Genomic DNA, 20,237 nt, shown 5'->3' with positions numbered 1-20,237 from the left:
ACGCATCGCCGCCGCGAAGGGTTCAAGCGCGAACCGGTACGAGGGAGGTTATTTTGCCCGTGTCAGCGCCAGCCAGATACCGCCGCCGATCATGAAGCCGCCGGAGATGCGCGACATCAGCCGCGTCCGGCGGGCCGAAAAGAATTTTCGCGCGCGCCCCGCGGCGAGAGCGTAGAGCGCATCCGTCATCGCCGCGGTGACCATGAACGTGGCGCCCAGCAGCGCGACTTGCGGGAAGTGATCGCGGTTCATGTCCATGAACTGCGGAATGAAGGCGCCGAAGAAGATCAGCACTTTCGGGTTCGACAGCAGCACAAGGAAGCCTTGCAGGAAGAACCCGCCGCGCGGCGGCGCCGGCGGCTCGTCGACATTGAGGCCTTCGACCGGCGCCCAGATCAGCTTGATGCCGAGCCAGATCAGATAGGCGGCGCCGGCAAAGCGCACCCAGTCGAACCAGTAACCCATGGTCGCCATCAGCGAGGTCAGGCCGACCGCGACGATGCCGATGACGATGGCAAGCCCGGCCTGCGCGCCCGCGACATTGGTCAACGCCGCGCGCGTGCCGTGACGCAGGCCGTTGGCGACGACGAGGGTGACGATCGGCCCCGGCAGCAAGGCCAGCGCAATGCAGGCGGCGACGAAGGCGAAATAGGCTTGCATGGACATCATGGGGAGGACTCGCTGAGAGCGGTTTGGCGCATTAATGCATGACACTCACTGTCCGTCCAGCGCCGCGGTCGCCCATAGCTTCATCTCCGGCGTCTCCAGGAACGCCAGCGCTGCGCGCTGCACGGCGCCTGCTTCGCCACGCCCCTGGGCCGCAGCGACGAAGAGATCGCAGCGGCGCGAGACGGCGATGCCGATCGCGGCATGACGGACGCCGTCGGCCATATCGAGATCATAGCGCCTGGCACGACCACGCATCTCGCCAAGTCCCACTTCCTCACCCGGCGCGACGGCGGCAAAGCGCGGGGTGATCAGATCGATGTCGGCAACGCGATCGACCTCATCATCGTCGGCGACGCCGCGGTCGCAATTGCAGAAGCCGCGCTTGGCGCGCACGTAGAGCAGGGTGCCCGCGCAGACACCGTCGCAGCGGAACGCGCGGCCGGCGGGCCAGCCGTCGCGCGGGAACGGCCATGCGATTTCGCGCCAGCCCGCCGATTCCGCCGCCGGCGCCGGCGCAAGCCGATAGGCCCCGACGCCGGATGCACCGAGCGCGATGGCCACGGCCGCAATCGCCGCCCCGCGCCGCATCGTCAGTTCCTCGGCAGGCCGGCGGCCGCGCGCGCCGGTCCGGTCAGTTCGAGGATATGCAGACCGGTGTTGGCGCGGTCGACGATGTAGATGTAGCCGCGATCGTCCGTCTCGACATTGTTGGTCTGGATCGCGACCTTGCAACGCTCGCCGCCCTCGACGGGAATGCAGCGCTTGTCGGTGGCCGGCGTGATCGCGGGGATGAAATAGCCGACCTCCTTCGGATGATAGGGATCGCGGATGTCGAGCGCGCGCACGCCCGCATTGAAGAAGGCGATGAAGGCCATCTTCTTGTAATAGACCGGCGCCATGCTCTCGTTCGAGGAGTGCGAGCCGAAGCGGCCGCCGCGTTGGCAGAACTGTCCGCCCGCCTCCGGCACGGTGTAGCTCGAGATCATCATCGGCCGCGTCTCGGTGGTGACGTCGGCGAACCACACCATCTGCCGCGCCTCGCCGCATTCGTTCAAGATCGCCTCGTCGACGATCATGACGATGTCGCGGGTCTTGCCGTCCTTGTCCTCGGCGAATTCGGCGACGGGCATGTCGAGCATCGGGAACGTCGTATGCGCGCCGTTGAAGGCGGACATCGGCATGCGCGAAATCTCGGGATAGCGCAGATTGTCCGGCATCGGCTCCTTCGGCCCGTTCAGCAACTTGTCGCGATCGACGATCTGCAAAATGCCGCCCTTGTTGGTCCCGTAGCCGAAGAACACGCGATTGCCGTCGGGTCCGGTCGAGATCGGCCCGTGCAATTCGGTCGGCACGGCGCCGGTCGAGCCGGGCTCCTGGCCGGGCAGGCCAAAGTCGCGGATTTTCTGCGGATGCGCGGGATCGCTGAGGTCGTAGACCTGCGTCATGCGCCGCGTGCGCCAGTCCGGCGCGCCGGAGACGAGAAAGGCTATGCCGGTGTCGCACTCCCACCAGCTCTTGTGGGTGTCCTTCAGCCCGCCGATGCGGGTAACGAGCACGGGATTGGCGGGATCGGCGACGTTCCAGATCTCATGCGCCTCGCTGCCGAAGGTGCGGAGCATGTAGACCGCATTGGGATCGCCCTTCGGCAGCGACTTGCCGTCGCAAACCCGTACCATCTGCGCGCCGCCGGATTCGTACTTGCCTTCCTGGCCCGGCAGATGCCGCAGATATTTTGGACGCGCGGGATCGGTGACGTCGACGATGGACGTTCCGTTCGGTTCGGCCTGCCCCGTCATCGGGTTGACCGGCGCGGGCACGTCGTCGGTGCCGCCGTGATGGCCGATATAGGCGATCCAGCGATCGCCCTGATGATGGATGGTCGGCTGGTACGCGCTGCGCGCCTGCAGGTCGTTGGTGCCGACCAGCTTCATATTGGACGCTTCCGGCGGCGCGCCGATGGTCTGCTTCTGTTGTGCCTGGGCCGTGGTGCTGCAGGCGAAAAGGACAAGGCCTGCAACGAGTGGGACGCAACGGAACATCAAAGCTCTCCCGGAACCAATCTGCGTTGGCTGAGCTTCGAGGCTAGCACAGCCATTTCCGGGCGCCAAAGACACCATCTTGACATGCAACCATTTGGTTGCCTATTATCGCCGCCATGGATGAGGTCTTCAAAGCGCTCGCCGATGCGTCACGACGGTCGCTGCTGGACAGGCTTCACGCCAAGAACGGCCAGACGCTGAACGAACTCTGCGAGGGCCTCGCGATGACGCGCCAGGCCGTGACCAAGCACCTTGTCATTCTCGAAGAGGCCAACCTGGTCACGACCGTCAGGCATGGCCGCGAGAAGCTGCATTACCTCAATCCGGTGCCGATCCATCAGATCGGCGAACGCTGGATCAGGAAATTCGAGCGCGGCAAGCTCGCCGCGCTCAGCGAGTTGAAACGTCAGTTGGAGAAGCGCGATGAGTAAGCCCCAATTCGTCTATGTTAGCTATATCGAGACCACGCCGGAAAGACTGTGGGAGGCGCTGACGTCGAGCGAATTCACCAGGCAATACTGGTTCGGCGCCGAGGTCAGGTCGGACTGGAAGGTCGGCTCACCCTTCGCGCTCACGCTCGACGGCGAGGTCACCGATTCCGGCGAGATTCTGGAGGCCGATCCGCCGCGCCGCCTGTCCTACAGCTTCAAGCACCAGAAGTTCGAAGAGCTGCGCGGCGAGCCGATATCGCGCGTCGTCTTCACGATCGAACCGTTCGGCTCGCTCGTGCGTTTGACCGTGTTGCATGACGGCTTCGTCGAGGGTGGCAAATATCTCGGCGCCGTCTCCAACGGCTGGCCGGCGATCCTGTCCCAGCTCAAGAGCCTGCTCGAGACCGGCAAGCTGCTCGGCATTCCACGCGCAGCCCTCAACAAGGGATTCGACGCAAAATGAACCTCGATCAGTTCAAGCCGCTGACGGTCTACACCATCTACATCGTCTCCACGCCGGAGAAGGTGTGGGAAGCGCTGACCTCGGCCGAGTTCAGCAGGAGGTACTTTTCCGGCTTTGCGGTGGAGATGGAACGGAGGCTCGGCGGCAGTTTCATCGTGCGCGCGCCCGACGGTTCCGAGCACATCTCCGGTGAAGTCTTCGAATACGATCCGCCGAACAAGCTGACGGTGACGTGGAACGTCAACTGGCCCGACCTCGTCGCAAAGCTCGGCACCACGCTCGTCACCTACGAGATCGAGCAAGCCGGCGAGGCCGTCCGCCTCACCATGAGCGAACGCCACGACCGTGCGCTCGGCGACGACATCCTCTCCGGCGGCCGCACCGGCTGGCCCGCGATCCTGTCGGGACTTAAGAGTTTGCTGGAAACCGGCAAGGCGCCGCAGATCAAAATGACACCGCCAGCGCAGATGCTGGCGGCGTTGAAGGCGATGGGGATCAAGACGCCGTAGCGGCCGAAATCGGCGCTGTTATCGCTTCTTCTTCACCGGCGGTTGAATCTCGTCGATCTTGCGACGGCAATCCCCTTCCGAGTCGTGCGGGCCCGAGACGAAGGTCCCGCTGACCTTGATCGCGTACCAGCCTGACTCCACGCCGAGCCGGAGCGCTTCGTCTGTCTTGACGTGCCGTGGGGAGAGAGTTTGCATCATGTGCTTTCGGTTGGCGTTCGATCTCGTATCGAACCGCGGTGGAATCTTTCAGGCGTCCGCGGCACGCCTGCTGCGTCCGGCTCGCCCGCGGGAAGTGGCAATAGGCGCGACGATCGCCGTTACGACGTCGCGATGAGAAGGCTCCGCCGGTGCGAAGAATCAGTCGTTTCAAATCGCGCGCGGATCGTCGTGACGCAGCGTGTGCGCACAGACGACCGCTCTTTCCGACATTGGCGCACCGTGCGCGCAATCGCCGCAATTAGCTATCGTTTTCTCGCCCGCGCCGCGCTTTTGAAGCGCCAAATGCCGCTCTCGATCGAATAAGGCCGTGAATGCCTTGTGTTCGATCGCTTCGTAGCCATGTTGGGAGCTTAGCCAAGAGAAAGAAGTTCGTATGAAGCTCCGCGTCGGGTTCGAGATGCTGTACGAGTTCCCGCAGCCGACGCCTATGATCATGGTGCTGGGCACGCACTTCACGCGCGCCTCAGATATCGTCGTGCCCGACCTGCTGACCACCCGACCTTCGGTGGCGATCAATCCCTATCGCGACCTCTTCGGCAATTGGTGCAGCCGCATCGTTGCGCCGGCCGGCGCCTTCCGTCTTGCCGGCGATGGCGTCGTTCGCGACAGCGGCCTGCCCGACCCGGTGTTTCCGAACGCGTTTCAGCACGCCGTCGAAGCGCTGCCGGCCGACACGCTCGTCTATCTGCTCGGCAGCCGCTATTGCGAGACCGATCGCCTGTCGGATATCGCATGGAAGTTGTTCGAACACACGCCGCCGGGCTGGGCGCGGGTCCAGGCCATCTGCGATTTTGTTCATCGCCACATCACGTTCGGCCATGAGCACGCGCGCGCGACCAAGACAGCCCGGGAAGCCTACGACGAAGGCAAGGGCGTGTGCCGTGACTATGCCCATCTCGCCATCGCGTTCTGCCGCAGCATGAACATTCCGGCGCGTTACTGCACCGGCTACCTCAGCGACATCGGCACCCCACAACCGTGGCCTGCTGGAGATTTCGCCGCCTGGTTCGAGGCTTTCGTCGGTGGAAGCTGGCACATGTTCGATCCGCGCAACAATACGCCGCGGATCGGCCGCGTGCTGATTGCGCAGGGGCGCGATGCCGCAGACGTCCCGATCGTCCAGACCTTCGGTCCGAATACCCTGCTCAATTTCAAGGTATGGACCGACGAGGTTGCCTGATGACAGACAGCACCCCAGCGCTCACCGCCGATGAATTTGCGTCCTTGGCCCTGGTCGGCAAGGGTCAAGGCGACATTCCGCACGCGCACGGCGAACGTCTGGCCAATTTGGGTTATGCGATCAGGCGGCTCGGCGAACTCGAGCTGACTTCATCCGGCGCTCGCCGCCTGGCAACGGGCGAATAGCTCGCTTCCGTTGCATCCGGCTCCCCTCTTACGGCACCGGTACCACCAGCCGCCGATAGAGATGCCACGTCGCATGCCCGAGCACGGGCAGCGTCACGACCAGTCCGAGAAAGTACGGCAGCGCCGAGACGATCAGCAGCATCACGATCACCGCGGCCCACGAGATCATCGGCAGCGGGCTGGTCACCACCGCACGCACGCTCGTCACCATGGCGGTGACGAAATCGACCTCGCGGTCGAGCAGCAGCGGAAACGACACCACCGTCAGCGAGAACAAGATCAGCGACAGCGCGGCACCGACCGCGTTGCCGATGACGAGGAACAGCAGGCCCTCATTCGTGGTCAGCACCACCGTCATGAATTCCTGCAAGCTAGAGAACGAGGCGTGCAGGCCGAGCAGCAGCGCGATGAGCAGCCGCACCTGGTACATCCAGATCACGAACACGAACAGCGTGACGAAGGCCATCCAGCCGATCTCGCTGCGCGCGCGTATCGCCGACCAGATCGCGCCGAAGGAGACCGGCTCGCCGCGCTCGCGGCGGCGGCTGACCTCGTAGAGGCCGATCGCCACGAACGGCCCGATCAGCGCAAAGCCGGCCGCAAGGGGATAGACGAGATAGACCATGCCGAAGGCGGTGAGGCAGAGCATGATGGCGATGCCGCCGCCTGCGTAGAGCGCGCCGAAGCAGAGTCCGTAGAGCGGCAGCGCCTGGAAATCGCGCAAACCCTCGACCAGCGCCTCGGCGATGTCGGTCGCCGCCACGGGACGCACCACCGGATCGACTTTGCCCGAGATCGACATGCGGCTCCTCTCCTCGTCACCGGCACGATCTCCGTCGCGCGCGATCCCGATATTAGCGCCCTCGCGACCTGCGCGCACGCGCGCGTTGATTGCGGGATGACGGTATCCCGGGAGGCCCGACACCAGCCCGACAGAGCCTCGCGGGCGAACCTTCCGGGGACTCATCCGTGATGTGCGCGGCCGAAATTTTCCGCGCGAGGGCTTTTTCGGCGCGATGCCTATGGACTGGGCGGAGGGTGGTGCCGCAGATTGCATCTTCGAACCAGCACGCGCGACGACCAAATTGGACCGCCCGACCGATGAGCTTGCGTACCCGGCTACTGATACTCGTCATTGCGGCCATGCTGGTGCCGGCCATCCTCGTCGGCTTACGTTTCGTGCAAAATCGCAGCAGCGAAATCAACGCGGCCCTGGCCAATCTGACCGCGACAGCCGACGACATTGCGAGCGACCTGGACGAGAAGATCCAGGGCACCGCCCAGCTTCACTATGGTCTCGCCCGTGCACGCGATCTCGACACGCGCGACAAGGCGGCGTGCTCGGCGTTCCTGTCGGAAGTGCGCGAGGAATACCCACAGTTCACCGGGATATTGACCATCGATCCCGACGGTAGCCTGTTCTGCGATTCGCTGCGGACCAACCGCACCCTCGACCTCCGGGATCGCGCCTATTTCAAGCAGGCCCTGGCGTCGCGCGGCATCGCGCTCGAGCCGGTATTCGGCCGGCTGACCGGCCTATCGGTGCTCCAGATCGCCTATCCGGTGCGATCGGAGACGGGCGCCCTGAAGCTGATCCTGCTCGCATCCTTCAACCTGCGCAAATTCGCGGAGTTTCACGACAAGCGGCTGCTCGGCCAGAAGGAGATCCTGCTCCTCGACAGCAAGGGAACGGTTCTGGTCGCCCCCTCCCGCGGAGGATGGACCGAGCCGGTCGGCACGTCGGTCGCGGGATCCGATCTGCTCCGCTTCGCTGCAACGCCGGACCGGAAGGCGTATCAGGAGGTGACCGATCGCGACGGCCGGACGCATGTCTGGGCTGTCGCCGCGCGCTCGCCTTCGACCCGCGATGCCGGCCTCTACATCATGGTCGGACGGTCCAAGGACGGACTGGTCGCCGCGGCGAATCGCCGGCTCTACGAGGATGTGGCGATACTCGCGGTGGCCTCGCTGCTGCTGCTCGCGGCCGTCTGGATCCTTGCAACCGTGAGCGTCGGGCGCCAGGTCGGACGTCTCGCCACCATGGCGAAGAAACTTGGGCTCGGAGATCTCAGCGCGCGAATTCCGCCTCCCCACCCGGGCGGCGAACTGGGCGGATTGATGACCCTGCTCAACGACACCGCCGAGTCGCTCGAGCAGCAACGCGCCGCCATCGCCGACCTCAGCCACAAGCTCAGCCAGTCCCAGAAGATGGAAGCCATGGGCCAGCTTACCGGCGGCGTGGCGCACGATTTCAACAATCTTCTAACCGTCATCCTCGGCAACTCCGAGCATCTTGCCGACAGGCTGGCCGGCAACGAGGAATTGCACCGGATCGCCAACGACATCGCGACCGCCGCCGAGCGCGGCTCCGACCTGACGCGGAGCCTGCTCGCCTTCGCGCGCAAGCAGCCCCTGAGGCCGCGAGACATCGACATCGCCGCGAAGATTCACGAGATGGAGCAGCTGTTGCGCCGGCCCCTGGGCGAGCACATCGAATGCACCTTCGCGCTCGAACCGGATGTGTGGCTGACCAGCGTCGATCCCGGCGAGCTGACAACTGCGCTGCTCAATCTCGTGCTCAACGCGCGCGACGTCATGCCGCTCGGCGGCAAGCTGACGATCGAGGCGCGCAACACCTCGCTCGGTGAATCCGACCTTGACGTCAACGGCGAACCGCGGCCGGGCGACTACGTCATGGTGGCCGTGACCGACACCGGCAGCGGCATGACCGCCGAGGTGGCGAGCCGGGCGTTCGAGCCGTTCTTCACCACCAAGGAGGTCGGCAAGGGCACCGGGCTCGGCCTGAGCATGGTCTACGGCTTTGTGCGGCAATCCGGCGGCGTTGTGCAGATGCAGTCCGAACCGGGACAAGGCAGCGTCGTCAGGCTGTTCTTTCCCCGCCTTGCAACGCCACCGAACGAGCAGCCGTCACCCGCGGAACGGATCGTCGCCCCCGACGGAAGCGAGACCATTCTTGTCGTCGAGGACGACGACATGGTTCGGGCCTATGTCGAGAGCGAGCTGAAGACCCTCGGCTATCGCGTCATCGCGGCGTCGAACGGTCCCGCGGCTCTCGAACTGTTGCGCCGCCCCGGCGACATCGACCTGCTGCTCACCGACGTCGTGATGCCCGGCGGCATGTTCGGGCCGGAGCTTGCCAGGCAAGCGACCAGCTTGCGGCCCGGGCTCAAGGTGCTCTTCACCTCGGGCTACACCCAAAATCCCGTCAAGACGCCCGACGGGGTCGGCGACGCCCGCATCCTGACAAAACCGTTCCGGCGGAAGGATCTTGCCGCGATGCTGCGGTCCGCCCTGTCGGCGTCGCCGCGCTGAAATCAGGAAGAGAACGCCAGCCGGAGCGCTACGCCGAGATTGGCTACGAACAGAGCCGCGTCGATGACGAAGATCCTGAGCATCGGACCTTTCAGCACAGGCCAGTAGGCCACCCCGACGCGCCCACCGCGCATCAGGACCGGAAGGTTATAGGCGAACTGGCTGAAGTGGCAGGCGGCAAAGAACAGGAACAGCGCGAGCTGGGCCTCGATCGGCTGGAAGAAAGCCGGACGAGCGGCCAGAAGGTAGAACGACAAAAGCCCGATCGGCAGATTCATCCCGCCCAGGAACGCCACGCTGGCCGCCAGCGTCGGCGCGATCGGATTGCTGCGCTCTTCGCGCGGCAGGAGTATCTTCAGCGTATTGCCCTGCGCGACGCTGAACTGGATGAACGCGCCGCCGAACCAGAGTGTGTTGAGGAGCAGGACGAAATCCGAAAGGTGCATGATCATTTTCCGTAGAAGGCTTCGCTGCGCACCACACGGCCCGCATCGTCGAAATCCATGAACTCGCTGGCGCGCGTGTCGCCGAGCTGCCACCACACCGTCACGCGCGCGATCGCCTCGTCCCAGCTCCAGCTCAGGATCTTGAGGTCGGCGCTTTCGATGTGGCCATAAGCCTCGCGCCAATAAGCGCGGATGTTCTCGGCGCCGGTGACGACCGGAGAACCGGTCAGTGATAGTGCCAGAGGGCTGCGCATCTGCGCATCGTCAGCGAAATGCGCGACGACCGCGTCGATATCGACCCGGCACCAGCTCGCACACCATGCCGCGACGAAGCGCTCGGCGGCTGCGCGATCCATTGTCCGTCCGCTCATGGCGGAGCCCTCCCCTGGCTCGTTGCCGGGAAAGTGGCAAAGCTCGCACCTCATGTCAACTATGTTGACTTCAAGAATCGTCAGTTGTTGTCGGCGATCGCCCCCATGACGGCCATCCATGCCGCCGCACCCGAAGCCCCGGCACGGTCGAACGCTTCGCGCAGGACCTTGCGCTCGTGATCCGATGCCTTTTGCTCGATGCGTCGCCCGGCCTCCGTCAGGCGCAGCAGCTTGGAGCGATGCTGCTCGGGTGCCCGCTTCGACGTCAGGAGCTTGCGCTCCAGCAGCAGGTTGAGCGGCCGGTTCAGGGCTTGCTTGGAGATGCCGAGGATCTCGATCAGCGAGCCGATCGCGATATCGGGACGGCGCGCCACCACGTAGAGGATGCGGTGGTGTGGACGCGACAGGCCCTGCTTCGCAAGATATTCATCGGCCTCCAGCGTCATCCCGCGCCAGCCGTAATACATCAGCTCCAGCGCCGCATCGAGATCGTGCAGTTTCGGAAGTGAGGCGCGGTGAAGCCCCGCAGCTTGAGACGTCTTTGCCATTGTCTGAAAGAGCCTAACCTCGCGCCCGCAGCTCGCGCCGCAGCACCTTGCCCGTGGCCGTCATCGGCAGTGTCTCCGCGAACTCGACGAAGCGCGGATATTCGTGCGCGGCGAGTTGCACCTTCACGAACTCCTGGATCTCGCGCGCGAGCGTGTCGCTTGCCGCGAAGCCGGGACGCAGCACGATCCAGGCCTTGATCGATTCGGTGCGGATCGAATCGGGGATGCCGACCACCGCCGCCATCGCCACCGACGGATGCTTCATCAGCGTGTGCTCGATCTCGGACGGGCCGACGCGGTAGCCGGCGGTGGTGATGACGTCGTCCTCGCGGCTGACATACCAGAAATAGCCGTCCTCATCCCGCGTACCGAGATCGCCGGTCAGCAGGAATTCGCCGGCATATTTCTTCGCCGTCGCGTCCGGATTGCGCCAGTATTCGAGCATCGTGCACGGGCATGGCTGGCGCACGCCGATGATGCCGCGCTGCCCCGTCGGCAGCTCCTCGCCCTTGTCGTTGACGATGCGGACGTCGAAGCCCGGCGTCGCCTTGCCCATCGAACCCGGGCGGATCGGAAACAGGTTGGAGTTGCTGCCGATCACGAGATTGCACTCGGTCTGACCGAACACTTCATGCGCATCGATGCCGAATGTCTCGCGCACCCAGCCGAGCAGCTCGCCGCCGAGCGATTCACCGCCGGTGAAAATGCTGCGCAGCTTGACGTCCGGATGCTTCACGCCGGCCTGCCGCATCAGCTTCAGCGCGGTCGGCGGCAGGAAGACGTTGCGGACACCGAGGTCGGCCATCATCTGCATCGCCGCCTGCGGCTCGAACTTTCGCGCACGGTGACCGACCAGGGGGATGCCGTGATACCAGAACGCGAACAGGCCGTTGACGAGGCCGCCGATCCACGCCCAGTCCGCCGGCGTCCACATCAGATCGCCGGGGCGCGGCAGGAAGTTGTGGCACATCTCGACATTCGGCAGGTGGCCGAGCACGACGCGATGCGCATGCAGCGCGCCCTTCGGATTGCCCGTCGTGCCTGACGTGTAGATGATCAGGGCGGGGTCGTCGGCGGAGGTGTCGACGGTCGCAAAGTCCTCGGACGCGGTTTCGATCGCCGACCAGAACGGTTTTGCACCGGCATGGACGGCGCCGCTCGTGACATAGATGTCCTGCAGATAGGGCAGCCGATCGCGGATCTTCGTGAGCTTCTCCCAGCCCGCCTCATCAGTGATGATGGCCCTTGCTTGCGAATTCGACAGGCGGAATTCCAGCGCGTCCTCGCCGAACAGCGCGAACAGCGGGATCGAGATCAGCCCGGATCGGAACGCGGCCATATGCGCGATCGGCAGCTCCAGCGACTGCGACAGGAACACCGCGACGCGGTCGCCGCGCACGAGCCCATCGGCCTTCAGCACATTGGCGAAGCGGCGCGACATCTCCGCGACCTCGTCGAACGAGGTGCGCGTGGTTGCGCCGTTCTCGTCGACATAGAGCAGCGCGAGGCGGCCCGTGCCGTCGGCATGGCGGTCGCAGCACGCTTCCGCCATGTTGAAGCGCGCCGGGACGTCCCAGCGGAAGTTGCGATAGAGCTCGTCGTAGGTTGCGGCTTCGGTCAGCATGGTCGTTTCCCGGCAGCGTCGTCACAGCCGGGCGTGTCCCGGCCATCCACGTTCTTGTTTCGACCTGAGTTTAAGCGCGTGGGAGCCCGGGACAAGCCCGGGCATGACGATGCGGAGGCATCCCCTAACGGCGCACCGTCTGGAAGAATTTCCTGACGTCGCCAACATACAGCTCCGGCTGCTCGAATGCGGCGAAATGCCCGCCCTTCTCCATCTCGCTCCAGTGCGTGATGTTGGGAAAGTTCGGCTCCATCCAGCGCCTGACCGGCGTGATGATCTCCTTGGGGAACACGGCGACGCCGGTCGGCACGTTGACCCTAGGCGTGGTGCGGCGTTTGCCAAAACTCTCCCAGTAGAGCCGCGCTGAGGAGGTCGCCGTCTCCGTCGCCCAATAGAGCATGACGTTGTCGAGCAGCTCGTCCTTGTCAAAAATGTTTTCAGGATGGCCGTCGCAATCGGTCCAGGCCCAGAATTTTTCCAAAATCCAGGCCGCCTGCCCGCTTGGCGAATCCGTCAGGCCATAGCCGAGCGTCTGCGGCCGCGTCGATTGCTGCTTGGAATAACCGGAATCGAGATCGACATAATGCTTCAGGCCGGCGAGCGCGCTCTTCTCTTCCGCCGTCGGCTCGCCCTCGACCTTCGGTGCCGCGTTGAAGGCGAGCGTGATGTGAATGCCGGCGCAATGCTCGGCGTCCTGCGCGCCCAGCGATGTCGTCACCGCCGAGCCCCAGTCGCCACCCTGCGCGCCGTAACGCGCGTAGCCGAGCCGATCCATCAGCTTCGCCCAGGTCGCGGCGATGCGGTCGACGCCCCAACCGGTGGTCTTTGGCTTGGCGGAGAAGCCAAAGCCCGGCAGCGACGGGCAGATCACGTGAAACGCATCCGCAGGATTACCGCCATGCGCGGCAGGATCGACCAGCGGCGCGATCACCTTCTGGAATTCGACAATCGACCCTGGCCAGCCATGGGTGATGATCAGCGGCAGCGCCGATGGCTCCTTCGAGCGCGCATGCAGGAAGTGGATGTCGAGCCCGTCGATCTCGGTGGTGAACTGGTCGAAGCGGTTGAGCTTTGCCTCGCGGGCGCGCCAGTCATAGCTGTTGGCCCAGTAGGCGCAGATCTCCTGAATCCATTTCAGCGGCGCGCCCTGGCTCCAGTCCTCGACCAGCTCCGCCTCCGGCCAGCGCGTGCGGGCGAGGCGGGATTTGAGGTCGGTGAGAATGTCGTCGCTGATGGCGATGCGAAACGGTTTGATGGCGCCGGTCATCGGTTGCCCCCGATTGTTTCTGCGGGAGAGAGTAGACCGGATTGCAGCGCCATCAAAGGTGCCCCTTCTCCCCTTGCGGGAGAAGGTGGCGCGAAGCGCCGGATGAGGGGTTTCGCTCCGCGGAAACTACTGCGAGAGGGTCGCCCGCGGAGAGAGACCCCTCACCCGCCTCGCTTCGCGAGGCACTCTCTCCCGCAAGGGGAGAGGGAAGAAGCTAGCCCGTCAGCGCGGCCTTCACCAGGCCGCTGGCCTTGCCGAAATCCATCTGGCCGGCGTACTTCGCGCGCAACACCGCGATCACCTTACCCATGTCCTTCATGCCGGCAGCGCCCGTCTCCACGATCGCATCCGCGATCACCTTCTTCACTTCGTCGTCCGACATCTGCTTCGGCAGATAGGCCGAGATCACCGCGATCTCCTCGCGCTCCTGGGCAGCGAGCTCGGCACGGCCGCCCTTGTCGTAGAGCTCGACCGACTCCTGGCGCTGCTTGATCATCTTCTGAAACACGCCGAGCAGGTCGGCGTCCGACAGCGGCGGCTTGCCGTTGCCGCGCGCCTCGATGTCGGCGTTCTTGATGGTCGAGTTGACCATGCGCAGCGTGGAGAGCTTGCGCTCCTCCTTGGCCTTCATGGCCTCCTTGACCGCGTTGTTGATGTCGTCGCGCAGCATGATCGTGATCCCTTCGAATATCCGACGCCTGATCTAGGCCGTTCGCGGCCCCGAGACAACCGGGGCTCCCAGCCATTCGACCAGCGCTCGCGTCGTCGCCTCGGGCTGCTCCGGCTGCGGCAGATGTCCGCAATTGGCCAGGATCACCAGCCTCGCGCCCGCTATGCCCTCCGCCATCTCCTTGGAGAACGCGTTCGGAATCGTGTTGTCCTGATCGCCTGTCAGCACCAGCGTCGGGCATTTGATCGTCGCCAGCGTCGGCCGTGAATCCACCCGCGCAATGATCGCGGTCTGCTGCCGCAGATAGCCTTCGACGCCGACGTCCTCGCCCTGCTCGTGCACGAGCTTCCGAATGCCGGCATCGTCGTGGCGCGAGGGATGCACCAGCTCGGGAAACATCTCCTCGCGCGCCGCGCTCAGCTCGCCGCGCCTCGCCCGTTCCATCAGGCCGCGGCGGCGCGCGGTCGCTTCCGGTGTATCGGGCCGGGCCTGGGTGTTGATCAGCGCGAGCTTCAAAACCCGCTCGGGCGCCTGGCGCATGATCTCGAGCGCGATATAGCCGCCCATGGAGTGGCCGGCGAGCGCAAAGCGCGGCGGGGCCTCGCTCAGCACGCGCCGGGCGATCGCCGCCATGCTGTCGTCGCGGATATGGTTGGCAATCATCACCGGGCCGAACCGCCAGAGTGCCGGGACAACCGGGGCGTAGATCCGGGCCGAGGAGGCCAACCCCGGAACCAGCAGAAGCGGGGTGGTCTGGTCCATTATTGCCTCGCGAGCCCGGGAAATTGGCGGAAATTATCCTCCCAAGCTTAAGTGCCTGAGGGGACCTGTCAAATATGCAAAAACGCATGTGAATCGGCGCTCGTCCGCTTTGACGGCGGCGCCGGCCCGGACTATGAACCGGGCTCATGACACAACATGACAACGATACCGCCTGGCCGGACCACAAACCGACCGCGCTCCTCGTGCTCGCCGATGGCACGGTGCTTGAAGGCTTCGGTCTCGGCGCCGAAGGCCATGCCGTCGGAGAGGTCTGCTTCAACACCGCGATGACCGGCTATGAGGAGATCCTCACCGATCCCTCCTATGCCGGCCAGCTCATCACCTTCACCTTCCCGCATATCGGCAATGTCGGTACCAACGAGGAAGACATCGAGACGGTGAACATGGCCGCGACGCCGGGTGCGCGTGGCGTGATCCTGCGTACCGCGATCACCGATCCCTCGAACTACCGCGCCACCAAGCATCTCGACGCCTGGCTCAAGGCGCGCGGCATCATCGGCCTTTCCGGCATCGACACCCGCGCATTGACCGCGCTGATCCGCAGCAAGGGCATGCCCAACGCCGTGATCGCGCATGCCAGGAACGGCGAGTTCGACCTGCATGGCATGAAGGAAGAAGCGCGCGAATGGCCGGGCCTCGAGGGCATGGACCTCGTGCCGATGGTCACCTCGGGCCAGCGCTTCACCTGGGACGAGACGCCCTGGCTGTGGGACAAGGGTTTTGGCCGCCAGGACAAGCCCGAGTTCAACGTCGTCGCCATCGACTACGGCATCAAGCGCAACATCCTGCGCCTGCTCGCCGGCGTCGGCTGCAAGGTGACGGTGGTGCCAGCGACGACCTCATCGGAAGACATTCTGGCGATGAAGCCGGACGGCGTGTTCCTGTCCAACGGCCCTGGCGATCCGGCCGCGACGGGCAAATACGCGGTGCCGGTGATCCGGGACGTGATCAAGTCGGGCACACCGACCTTCGGCATCTGCCTCGGTCACCAGATGCTCGGCCTTGCCGTCGGCGCCAAGACCAAGAAGATGCATCAGGGCCATCACGGCGCCAATCATCCCGTGAAGGACGAGACCACCGGCAAGGTCGAGATCACCTCGATGAACCATGGTTTTGCGGTGGACGAGGCGACGCTGCCGAAGGGCGCGACGCAGACCCACATCTCGCTGTTCGACGGCTCCAATTGCGGCATTCAGCTCGACGGCAAGCCGGTGTTCTCGGTGCAGTACCACCCCGAGGCCTCGCCGGGCCCGCGCGACTCGCACTATCTGTTCCAGCGCTTCGCGGACCTGATGCGGCAGAAGAAGAGCGCGTAACGCTGGCTCTCCTGCAGTTGCCTTGACGACATCGAGCCCGGGCCTTGACCCGGGCTCTTGTCGTTCCGGGCTCGACGCTGCGGTTCGCCTGGACGCAAGGAACGTCGTCTCACGCCCCTCGTTGATTCCTGCTACGCTCACGCAGGAGCCCTGCCATGTTCGTTGTCCGCGACAATGCCGAGCCACGCGCCATCGTGTTCAAAGATGACGGGCTCGTGCCGAACAACATCCTTCCCTTCCTGGTCTATCGGGATGCGGTGAAGCTCGATTCCAGGCGCCCCGAGGCGACCATCGAAAACCTGTTCGAAGCGAATAGCTGGGGCGGCACGTGGCGCAACGGCGTCTACGACTATCTGCACTATCACGCGACGGTGCATGAGGTGCTCGGCGTCGCGCGTGGCAGTGCCCGCGTCCGCTTCGGCGGCGACCATGGCCAGGAGCTGGAGATCAAGGCGGGCGACATCGCGATCCTGCCGGCCGGCACGGGGCATCAGTGCATCAGTGCGAGCGACGATTTCTGCATCATCGGGGCCTATCCGCCGGGATCGAAGATGGTGGTGACGCGGGCAACGCCGGAAAACCACGCCAGGGCACTGAAGACAATTCCCGAGGTCGCGCTGCCGCCGGCCGATCCGGTGACGGGCAAGAACGGGGCGTTGATGAGGCTGTGGAGCCGGCCATAAGCGCGACGCCGTAGGGTGGGCAAAGCGGAGCGTGCCCACCAATCAGTTCAAGCCGCAAGGACGGATGGTGGGCACGGCGCGCAAGAAGCGCGCCTTTGCCCACCCTACGGCAATGTCCCTTACGCCTCGTTGCCGCCTTCCTGGCGGGTGGCCTCGAACAGGAACCACGTCCGGCGCTCGGTCTCGTCGATGAAGTTTTCGAGGATGCTGGCGCTGGCGACATCGCCGGCGTCGTCGCAGACCTCGTGCGCCTTGCGCATCGCGCTTGCGACGTGCTTGTTGTCCTGCATCAGCTCGCGCAGCATCTCGCGTGGCGGGACGTAGTCCTCGTTGTTGTCCTTGATGGTCTGGAGCTTGGCGACCTGGCCGATCGACTTCAGCGTGGTGCCGCCGATCTTGCGGACGCGTTCGGCGAGCTGGTCGGTGGTGGCGAAGATCTGGTCGGACTGCTCGTCGAGCAGCAGATGATAATCGCGGAAATGCCGGCCGCTGATGTGCCAGTGGAAATTCTTGGTCTTCAGATAGAGCGCGAACGCATCGGCCAGAAGCACGTTGAGCGCCTCAGAGACCTTCTTGACCCCATCGGGCGACAGATCGGTGGGGGTATCGAGATCGGGCGAGACCTTGGTGGGGGCTTTGCTCACGGGAAACCTTCCTGTTAGGACGCGGACATTGACGGCGCGCCGTCGCACCCCTAACGCAAGGCGGGCAGCGCCGGTTCCTTGACAGGAACCGTTTGGCCGGGACCTACGAAATACCATGGACGATTGGATCGATTATTACGACTCCACGCATACGATCTATGTCAGCAAGCTGCATCGCGACTTGCACTTCCAGATCATCGCGCGGGACATCATCGGCTACATCTCATCGCCCGAGGCGACCGTGCTCGACTATGCCTGCGGCGAGGCGCTGTCGGCGAGCCAGGTGGCCGCGGCCTGCGGCAAGCTGATTCTCGCCGAGCCCGCCCCCGGCGTGCGTGGCCGGCTGATCGCGCGATTTGCCCCGAACACCAAGATCCGCGTCCGCTCCCTCGACGACGTCCGCAAAATGCAGGACCAGTCGATCGACCTCGCGGTGATGAACTCGGTCGCGCAATACATGACGCCGGACGAGCTCGATGCCGCGCTTGTCAACATCCGGCGATTGCTGACCTCGTCCGGCAAGCTCGTGCTCGGAGATATCTTGCAGCCCAATGTCGGCATGTTCAGGGATGTGATGGCGCTGCTCAGCTTCGGCCTGCGTCACGGCTTCCTGAAGGACGCGCTGATCGGGCTGATCAGCACCGCGCTGTCAGATTACCGTCATCTGCGCACGCGCATCGGGCTTCAGCGCTATGGCGAGGACGAGATCGTCGCCAAGCTGACCGCGGCGGGCTTCTCTGTCCAGCGCGCCCACACCAATATCGGCCATAATCGCTGGCGCATGACCTTCATCGCGCGGCCGCCTCTGGTCCGTTAAGCATAATGACTGCCCGAGGTGGCTTGTCACACGCTGATAGGTAAAGATCGCCGCGGCCCGGTGGCGGAAGCGTCTACGCGAGGGCGGTGCAACGCTCTTCATCCTGGTTCAAATCCAGGCCGGGTCTCCAGCCTTCGCTGGCTCCGCCAGCTTCGGCTAGGCAAGCCGTATCGTGCGAAGGCTGCCTCGGCGAAGCCCGAAGGGCGAAGACGGGCACGCTTCGACGGACCGCCCAAAGCAAATTCTCGAAAACTCGCAAACTTCAATCCATTTCAACCGTTTCGCACTCCGACAGCAGCTGTAGCCGGTCGACATCCTTGGCTGCGGAGCTGAGCACAGCATCGAGCAGCCCCGGAAAGCGCGCGTCCAGATCCTCGCGGCGGAGCCGCATGAAGCGGTTGGTGCCCGCCACGCGCGTCAGCATCAGGCCGCATTCGCGCAGCTTGGCGAAGTGGTAGGCGAGGTTGGATTTGCCGGAAAGGCCGCTGAAGTCGCCACAGCAGAGTTCGCTGCTGACACGTTCCTGCTGGGCGAGCTGATAGACGATGGCCAACCGGATCGGATCGCTCAGGCAATCCAGAACCATCGGCAGCTCGATCTGCTCGCGGGTGGGATGAAGGGGTGTGCGGCTCATGGTGAGGAATCATAGCAAATTGGCCGCGTTGTTCAATAGTTCTTGAACCAATTGACTTCTTAGCCTTTGCATTCAATAGTTCAATAAACGTTGAACATAGGGATATTGTCCAATGAGCGTGTTCTGGCTGGCTCTCGCGGCCTTCGCGATTGGTACCGAAGGCTTTGTCATTGCAGGGCTTTTGCCGTCGATCGCCGCCGATCTTTCGATTTCCGTCCCTGCCGCCGGCCAATTGGTCACCGCCTACGCCCTCACCTATGCGGTGGGTTCGCCGATCCTGGCGGTGACGCTGAACAATATCGACCGCCGCACCGTGCTGGCCCTCGCGCTGACGACCTTCATTGCCGGAAATCTCGTCGCGACGGTGGCTTCCAGCTACGCCCTGCTGCTGGCCTCCCGCATGCTGATGGCGCTGGGCTCCGGACTGTGCATGCCGACGGCGCTCGCCGTATCGGTGGCGGTCGCCGCGCCCGAACGGCGCGGCCGCGCGGTGGCGCTGGTCACCTCGGGCCTCACGGTTGCAACCGTGATCGGCGTCCCGCTCGGCAATCTCGTCGGCAGCCTGCTCGGATGGCGCGCGACCTTTGCCATGGTGGCCCTGATCGGCGCGGTTGCGCTTGCCGGCCTGCTGCTTGGCCTGCCCCGCGGCCTGCCGCGCAACACCGCCTCGCTCAGCGAACGGCTGGCGGTGGCGCGTCACAGCAATGTCGTGATCGCGCTTCTGATCACGATCCTATGGGCGCTCGGCGGCTTCACTGTGTTCACCTACTTCGCGGTCCCGCTGCGCGGCCTCGGCTTCGACGCCGCGCAGATCAGCCTCGCGCTGCTGGTGTTCGGCGGCGCCGCCGCCATCGGGAACATGCTGGGCGGTGTCCTGGCCGACCGGCTCGGCACGCTCGCCACCGCAGGCCTCGGGCTCGCCGGCATGGCGAGCGCCCTGATCCTGCATTCGCTGGTCCTGAAGTTGATGCCCGGACAGGCGCATTATGCGGTGCTGGGCGCGATCTTCCTCTGGGGCATCTCGGGCTGGGCGTTCTATCCGGCTCAGATCGCCAGCATCATCCGGATCGAGCCGCAGGCCTCGATGATCGCACTCTCGCTCAACGCCTCCGCGATGTATCTCGGCTTCGCCATCGGCGGGGCCCTGGGCGGCGCGGTGCTGGCCACCCTCTCGCCAACCGACCTTGGCTGGATCGGCGGATCGAGCGTTGCGGCCTCGCTGCTGGTGCATCTCGCCCGTGGCTGGCAGGCACGGCCAAAACCCGTCAAAATTGCCGGTTGATGGGCGTTTTTCGGGGTTTCGCCGCCCCGAAAACTGGTCTAAGACCCACCCGCGCGCGAGGGGAGACCCCGCGCTCTCGGCTCAAGGGGACGCGCGGCAAGCGCGCCCTTTTTTTGTGCCCAAA

General features: G+C 64.7%; 24 protein-coding genes and 1 tRNA gene. 11 read left to right on the top strand and 14 right to left on the bottom strand.

The genetic code is table 11. From position 1 onward, the window contains the following. Positions 1–48 precede the first annotated feature (48 nt). The 3 genes from CT676_RS19295 to CT676_RS19285 are packed head-to-tail and all read right to left on the bottom strand — an operon-like array spanning position 49 to position 2,708. Positions 49–669, bottom strand: coding sequence for a LysE family translocator (locus tag CT676_RS19295; RefSeq protein ID WP_081369126.1), 621 nt, complete (start codon positions 667–669; stop codon positions 49–51). Between the two features lie 45 nt (positions 670–714). Further along, positions 715–1,257, bottom strand: coding sequence for a hypothetical protein (locus tag CT676_RS19290; RefSeq protein ID WP_085400449.1), 543 nt, complete (start codon positions 1,255–1,257; stop codon positions 715–717). A gap of 2 nt (positions 1,258–1,259) precedes the next feature. Then, positions 1,260–2,708, bottom strand: a complete 1,449-nt coding sequence (locus CT676_RS19285; RefSeq protein WP_085400447.1) for a hypothetical protein — start codon at positions 2,706–2,708, stop codon at positions 1,260–1,262. 116 nt (positions 2,709–2,824) lie between these two features. On the opposite strand from CT676_RS19285, the gene CT676_RS19280 reads away from it, so the two are divergent. Genes CT676_RS19280 through CT676_RS19270 form a run of 3 tightly spaced genes read left to right on the top strand, consistent with a single transcriptional unit; the run spans position 2,825 to position 4,111 of the window. After that, a complete protein-coding gene (locus CT676_RS19280) occupies positions 2,825–3,139 on the top strand; it encodes a helix-turn-helix domain-containing protein (protein WP_085400445.1) in 315 nt (104 codons plus the stop codon). Next, complete coding sequence (locus tag CT676_RS19275) at positions 3,132–3,602, top strand: SRPBCC family protein (RefSeq protein ID WP_085400444.1); 471 nt, start codon at positions 3,132–3,134, stop codon at positions 3,600–3,602. The genes CT676_RS19280 and CT676_RS19275 overlap by 8 nt, the downstream gene beginning before the upstream one ends. After that, positions 3,599–4,111 carry an SRPBCC family protein gene (locus CT676_RS19270; protein ID WP_085400442.1) on the top strand — a complete coding sequence of 171 codons (513 nt, stop codon included), beginning with the start codon at positions 3,599–3,601 and terminating at the stop codon, positions 4,109–4,111. The genes CT676_RS19275 and CT676_RS19270 overlap by 4 nt, the downstream gene beginning before the upstream one ends. Positions 4,112–4,129: 18 nt before the next feature. On the opposite strand, the gene CT676_RS19265 is transcribed toward CT676_RS19270, so the two are convergent. Continuing rightward, the gene (locus CT676_RS19265) at positions 4,130–4,309 is read right to left on the bottom strand and encodes a hypothetical protein (protein WP_063985493.1); all 180 of its coding nucleotides are present in this window, start codon (positions 4,307–4,309) and stop codon (positions 4,130–4,132) included. A gap of 394 nt (positions 4,310–4,703) precedes the next feature. Here CT676_RS19265 and CT676_RS19260 point away from each other — a divergent pair, with 394 nt between their 5' ends. Continuing rightward, complete coding sequence (locus CT676_RS19260) at positions 4,704–5,510, top strand: transglutaminase family protein (RefSeq protein ID WP_085400438.1); 807 nt, start codon at positions 4,704–4,706, stop codon at positions 5,508–5,510. Continuing rightward, positions 5,510–5,695 (top strand): hypothetical protein, encoded by a 186-nt coding sequence (locus CT676_RS19255; RefSeq protein WP_085400437.1) that lies wholly within the window; start codon positions 5,510–5,512, stop codon positions 5,693–5,695. Before CT676_RS19260 ends, CT676_RS19255 begins: the two co-directional genes overlap by 1 nt. Positions 5,696–5,723: 28 nt before the next feature. Here CT676_RS19255 and CT676_RS19250 read toward each other — a convergent pair whose 3' ends face one another. Next, positions 5,724–6,497, bottom strand: a complete 774-nt coding sequence (locus CT676_RS19250; RefSeq protein ID WP_085400435.1) for a DUF2189 domain-containing protein — start codon at positions 6,495–6,497, stop codon at positions 5,724–5,726. Between the two features lie 299 nt (positions 6,498–6,796). Here CT676_RS19250 and CT676_RS19245 point away from each other — a divergent pair, with 299 nt between their 5' ends. After that, positions 6,797–9,028, top strand: a complete 2,232-nt coding sequence (locus CT676_RS19245) for an ATP-binding protein (RefSeq protein WP_085400434.1) — start codon at positions 6,797–6,799, stop codon at positions 9,026–9,028. A gap of 2 nt (positions 9,029–9,030) precedes the next feature. Here the strand turns inward: CT676_RS19245 and CT676_RS19240 are convergent, their stop codons facing one another. From CT676_RS19240 to CT676_RS19210, 7 genes are all read right to left on the bottom strand, one after another. Further along, positions 9,031–9,474 carry a hypothetical protein gene (locus tag CT676_RS19240; RefSeq protein ID WP_028159430.1) on the bottom strand — a complete coding sequence of 148 codons (444 nt, stop codon included), beginning with the start codon at positions 9,472–9,474 and terminating at the stop codon, positions 9,031–9,033. Positions 9,475–9,476: 2 nt separating this feature from the next. Next, the gene (locus CT676_RS19235) at positions 9,477–9,845 is read right to left on the bottom strand and encodes a nuclear transport factor 2 family protein (protein ID WP_085400432.1); all 369 of its coding nucleotides are present in this window, start codon (positions 9,843–9,845) and stop codon (positions 9,477–9,479) included. 80 nt (positions 9,846–9,925) lie between these two features. After that, positions 9,926–10,393 carry a MarR family transcriptional regulator gene (locus tag CT676_RS19230; RefSeq protein WP_028159428.1) on the bottom strand — a complete coding sequence of 156 codons (468 nt, stop codon included), beginning with the start codon at positions 10,391–10,393 and terminating at the stop codon, positions 9,926–9,928. Between the two features lie 13 nt (positions 10,394–10,406). Further along, positions 10,407–12,017, bottom strand: a complete 1,611-nt coding sequence (locus CT676_RS19225) for an acyl-CoA synthetase (RefSeq protein ID WP_085400430.1) — start codon at positions 12,015–12,017, stop codon at positions 10,407–10,409. A gap of 124 nt (positions 12,018–12,141) precedes the next feature. Then, entirely contained in the window at positions 12,142–13,284 is a 1,143-nt protein-coding gene (locus CT676_RS19220) for an epoxide hydrolase family protein (RefSeq protein WP_085400429.1), read from the bottom strand. A 214-nt stretch (positions 13,285–13,498) separates the two neighbouring features. Next, positions 13,499–13,954 (bottom strand): GatB/YqeY domain-containing protein, encoded by a 456-nt coding sequence (locus CT676_RS19215; protein WP_085400427.1) that lies wholly within the window; start codon positions 13,952–13,954, stop codon positions 13,499–13,501. A 33-nt stretch (positions 13,955–13,987) separates the two neighbouring features. Continuing rightward, the gene (locus CT676_RS19210; RefSeq protein WP_085400425.1) at positions 13,988–14,716 is read right to left on the bottom strand and encodes an alpha/beta hydrolase; all 729 of its coding nucleotides are present in this window, start codon (positions 14,714–14,716) and stop codon (positions 13,988–13,990) included. Between the two features lie 146 nt (positions 14,717–14,862). Between CT676_RS19210 and carA the strand changes: the two genes are divergently transcribed. Together carA and CT676_RS19200 are read left to right on the top strand one after the other, a co-directional pair. Further along, positions 14,863–16,053 carry a glutamine-hydrolyzing carbamoyl-phosphate synthase small subunit gene (gene carA, locus CT676_RS19205; RefSeq protein ID WP_063985501.1) on the top strand — a complete coding sequence of 397 codons (1,191 nt, stop codon included), beginning with the start codon at positions 14,863–14,865 and terminating at the stop codon, positions 16,051–16,053. A 155-nt stretch (positions 16,054–16,208) separates the two neighbouring features. Continuing rightward, positions 16,209–16,736, top strand: a complete 528-nt coding sequence (locus CT676_RS19200) for a cupin domain-containing protein (RefSeq protein ID WP_085400424.1) — start codon at positions 16,209–16,211, stop codon at positions 16,734–16,736. A 119-nt stretch (positions 16,737–16,855) separates the two neighbouring features. On the opposite strand, the gene CT676_RS19195 is transcribed toward CT676_RS19200, so the two are convergent. After that, on the bottom strand, positions 16,856–17,380 hold the full coding sequence (locus CT676_RS19195; protein WP_063985503.1) for a DNA starvation/stationary phase protection protein: 525 nt from the start codon (positions 17,378–17,380) through the stop codon (positions 16,856–16,858). Between the two features lie 115 nt (positions 17,381–17,495). Here CT676_RS19195 and CT676_RS19190 point away from each other — a divergent pair, with 115 nt between their 5' ends. After that, positions 17,496–18,197 (top strand): class I SAM-dependent methyltransferase, encoded by a 702-nt coding sequence (locus tag CT676_RS19190; RefSeq protein ID WP_135215186.1) that lies wholly within the window; start codon positions 17,496–17,498, stop codon positions 18,195–18,197. Between the two features lie 54 nt (positions 18,198–18,251). After that, a tRNA-OTHER gene (locus tag CT676_RS44110) sits at positions 18,252–18,327 on the top strand. A gap of 132 nt (positions 18,328–18,459) precedes the next feature. Here CT676_RS44110 and CT676_RS19185 read toward each other — a convergent pair. Then, positions 18,460–18,831, bottom strand: coding sequence for a helix-turn-helix transcriptional regulator (locus tag CT676_RS19185; RefSeq protein ID WP_135215185.1), 372 nt, complete (start codon positions 18,829–18,831; stop codon positions 18,460–18,462). A gap of 112 nt (positions 18,832–18,943) precedes the next feature. Here CT676_RS19185 and CT676_RS19180 point away from each other — a divergent pair, with 112 nt between their 5' ends. Beyond that, positions 18,944–20,113, top strand: coding sequence for an MFS transporter (locus CT676_RS19180; RefSeq protein WP_085400419.1), 1,170 nt, complete (start codon positions 18,944–18,946; stop codon positions 20,111–20,113). Positions 20,114–20,237: the final 124 nt, after the last annotated feature.

This window comes from Bradyrhizobium sp. MOS001 (assembly GCF_004634465.1).
GTDB lineage: Bacteria > Pseudomonadota > Alphaproteobacteria > Rhizobiales > Xanthobacteraceae > Bradyrhizobium > Bradyrhizobium barranii.
This window is presented reverse-complemented; position numbering and strand designations above follow the sequence as displayed.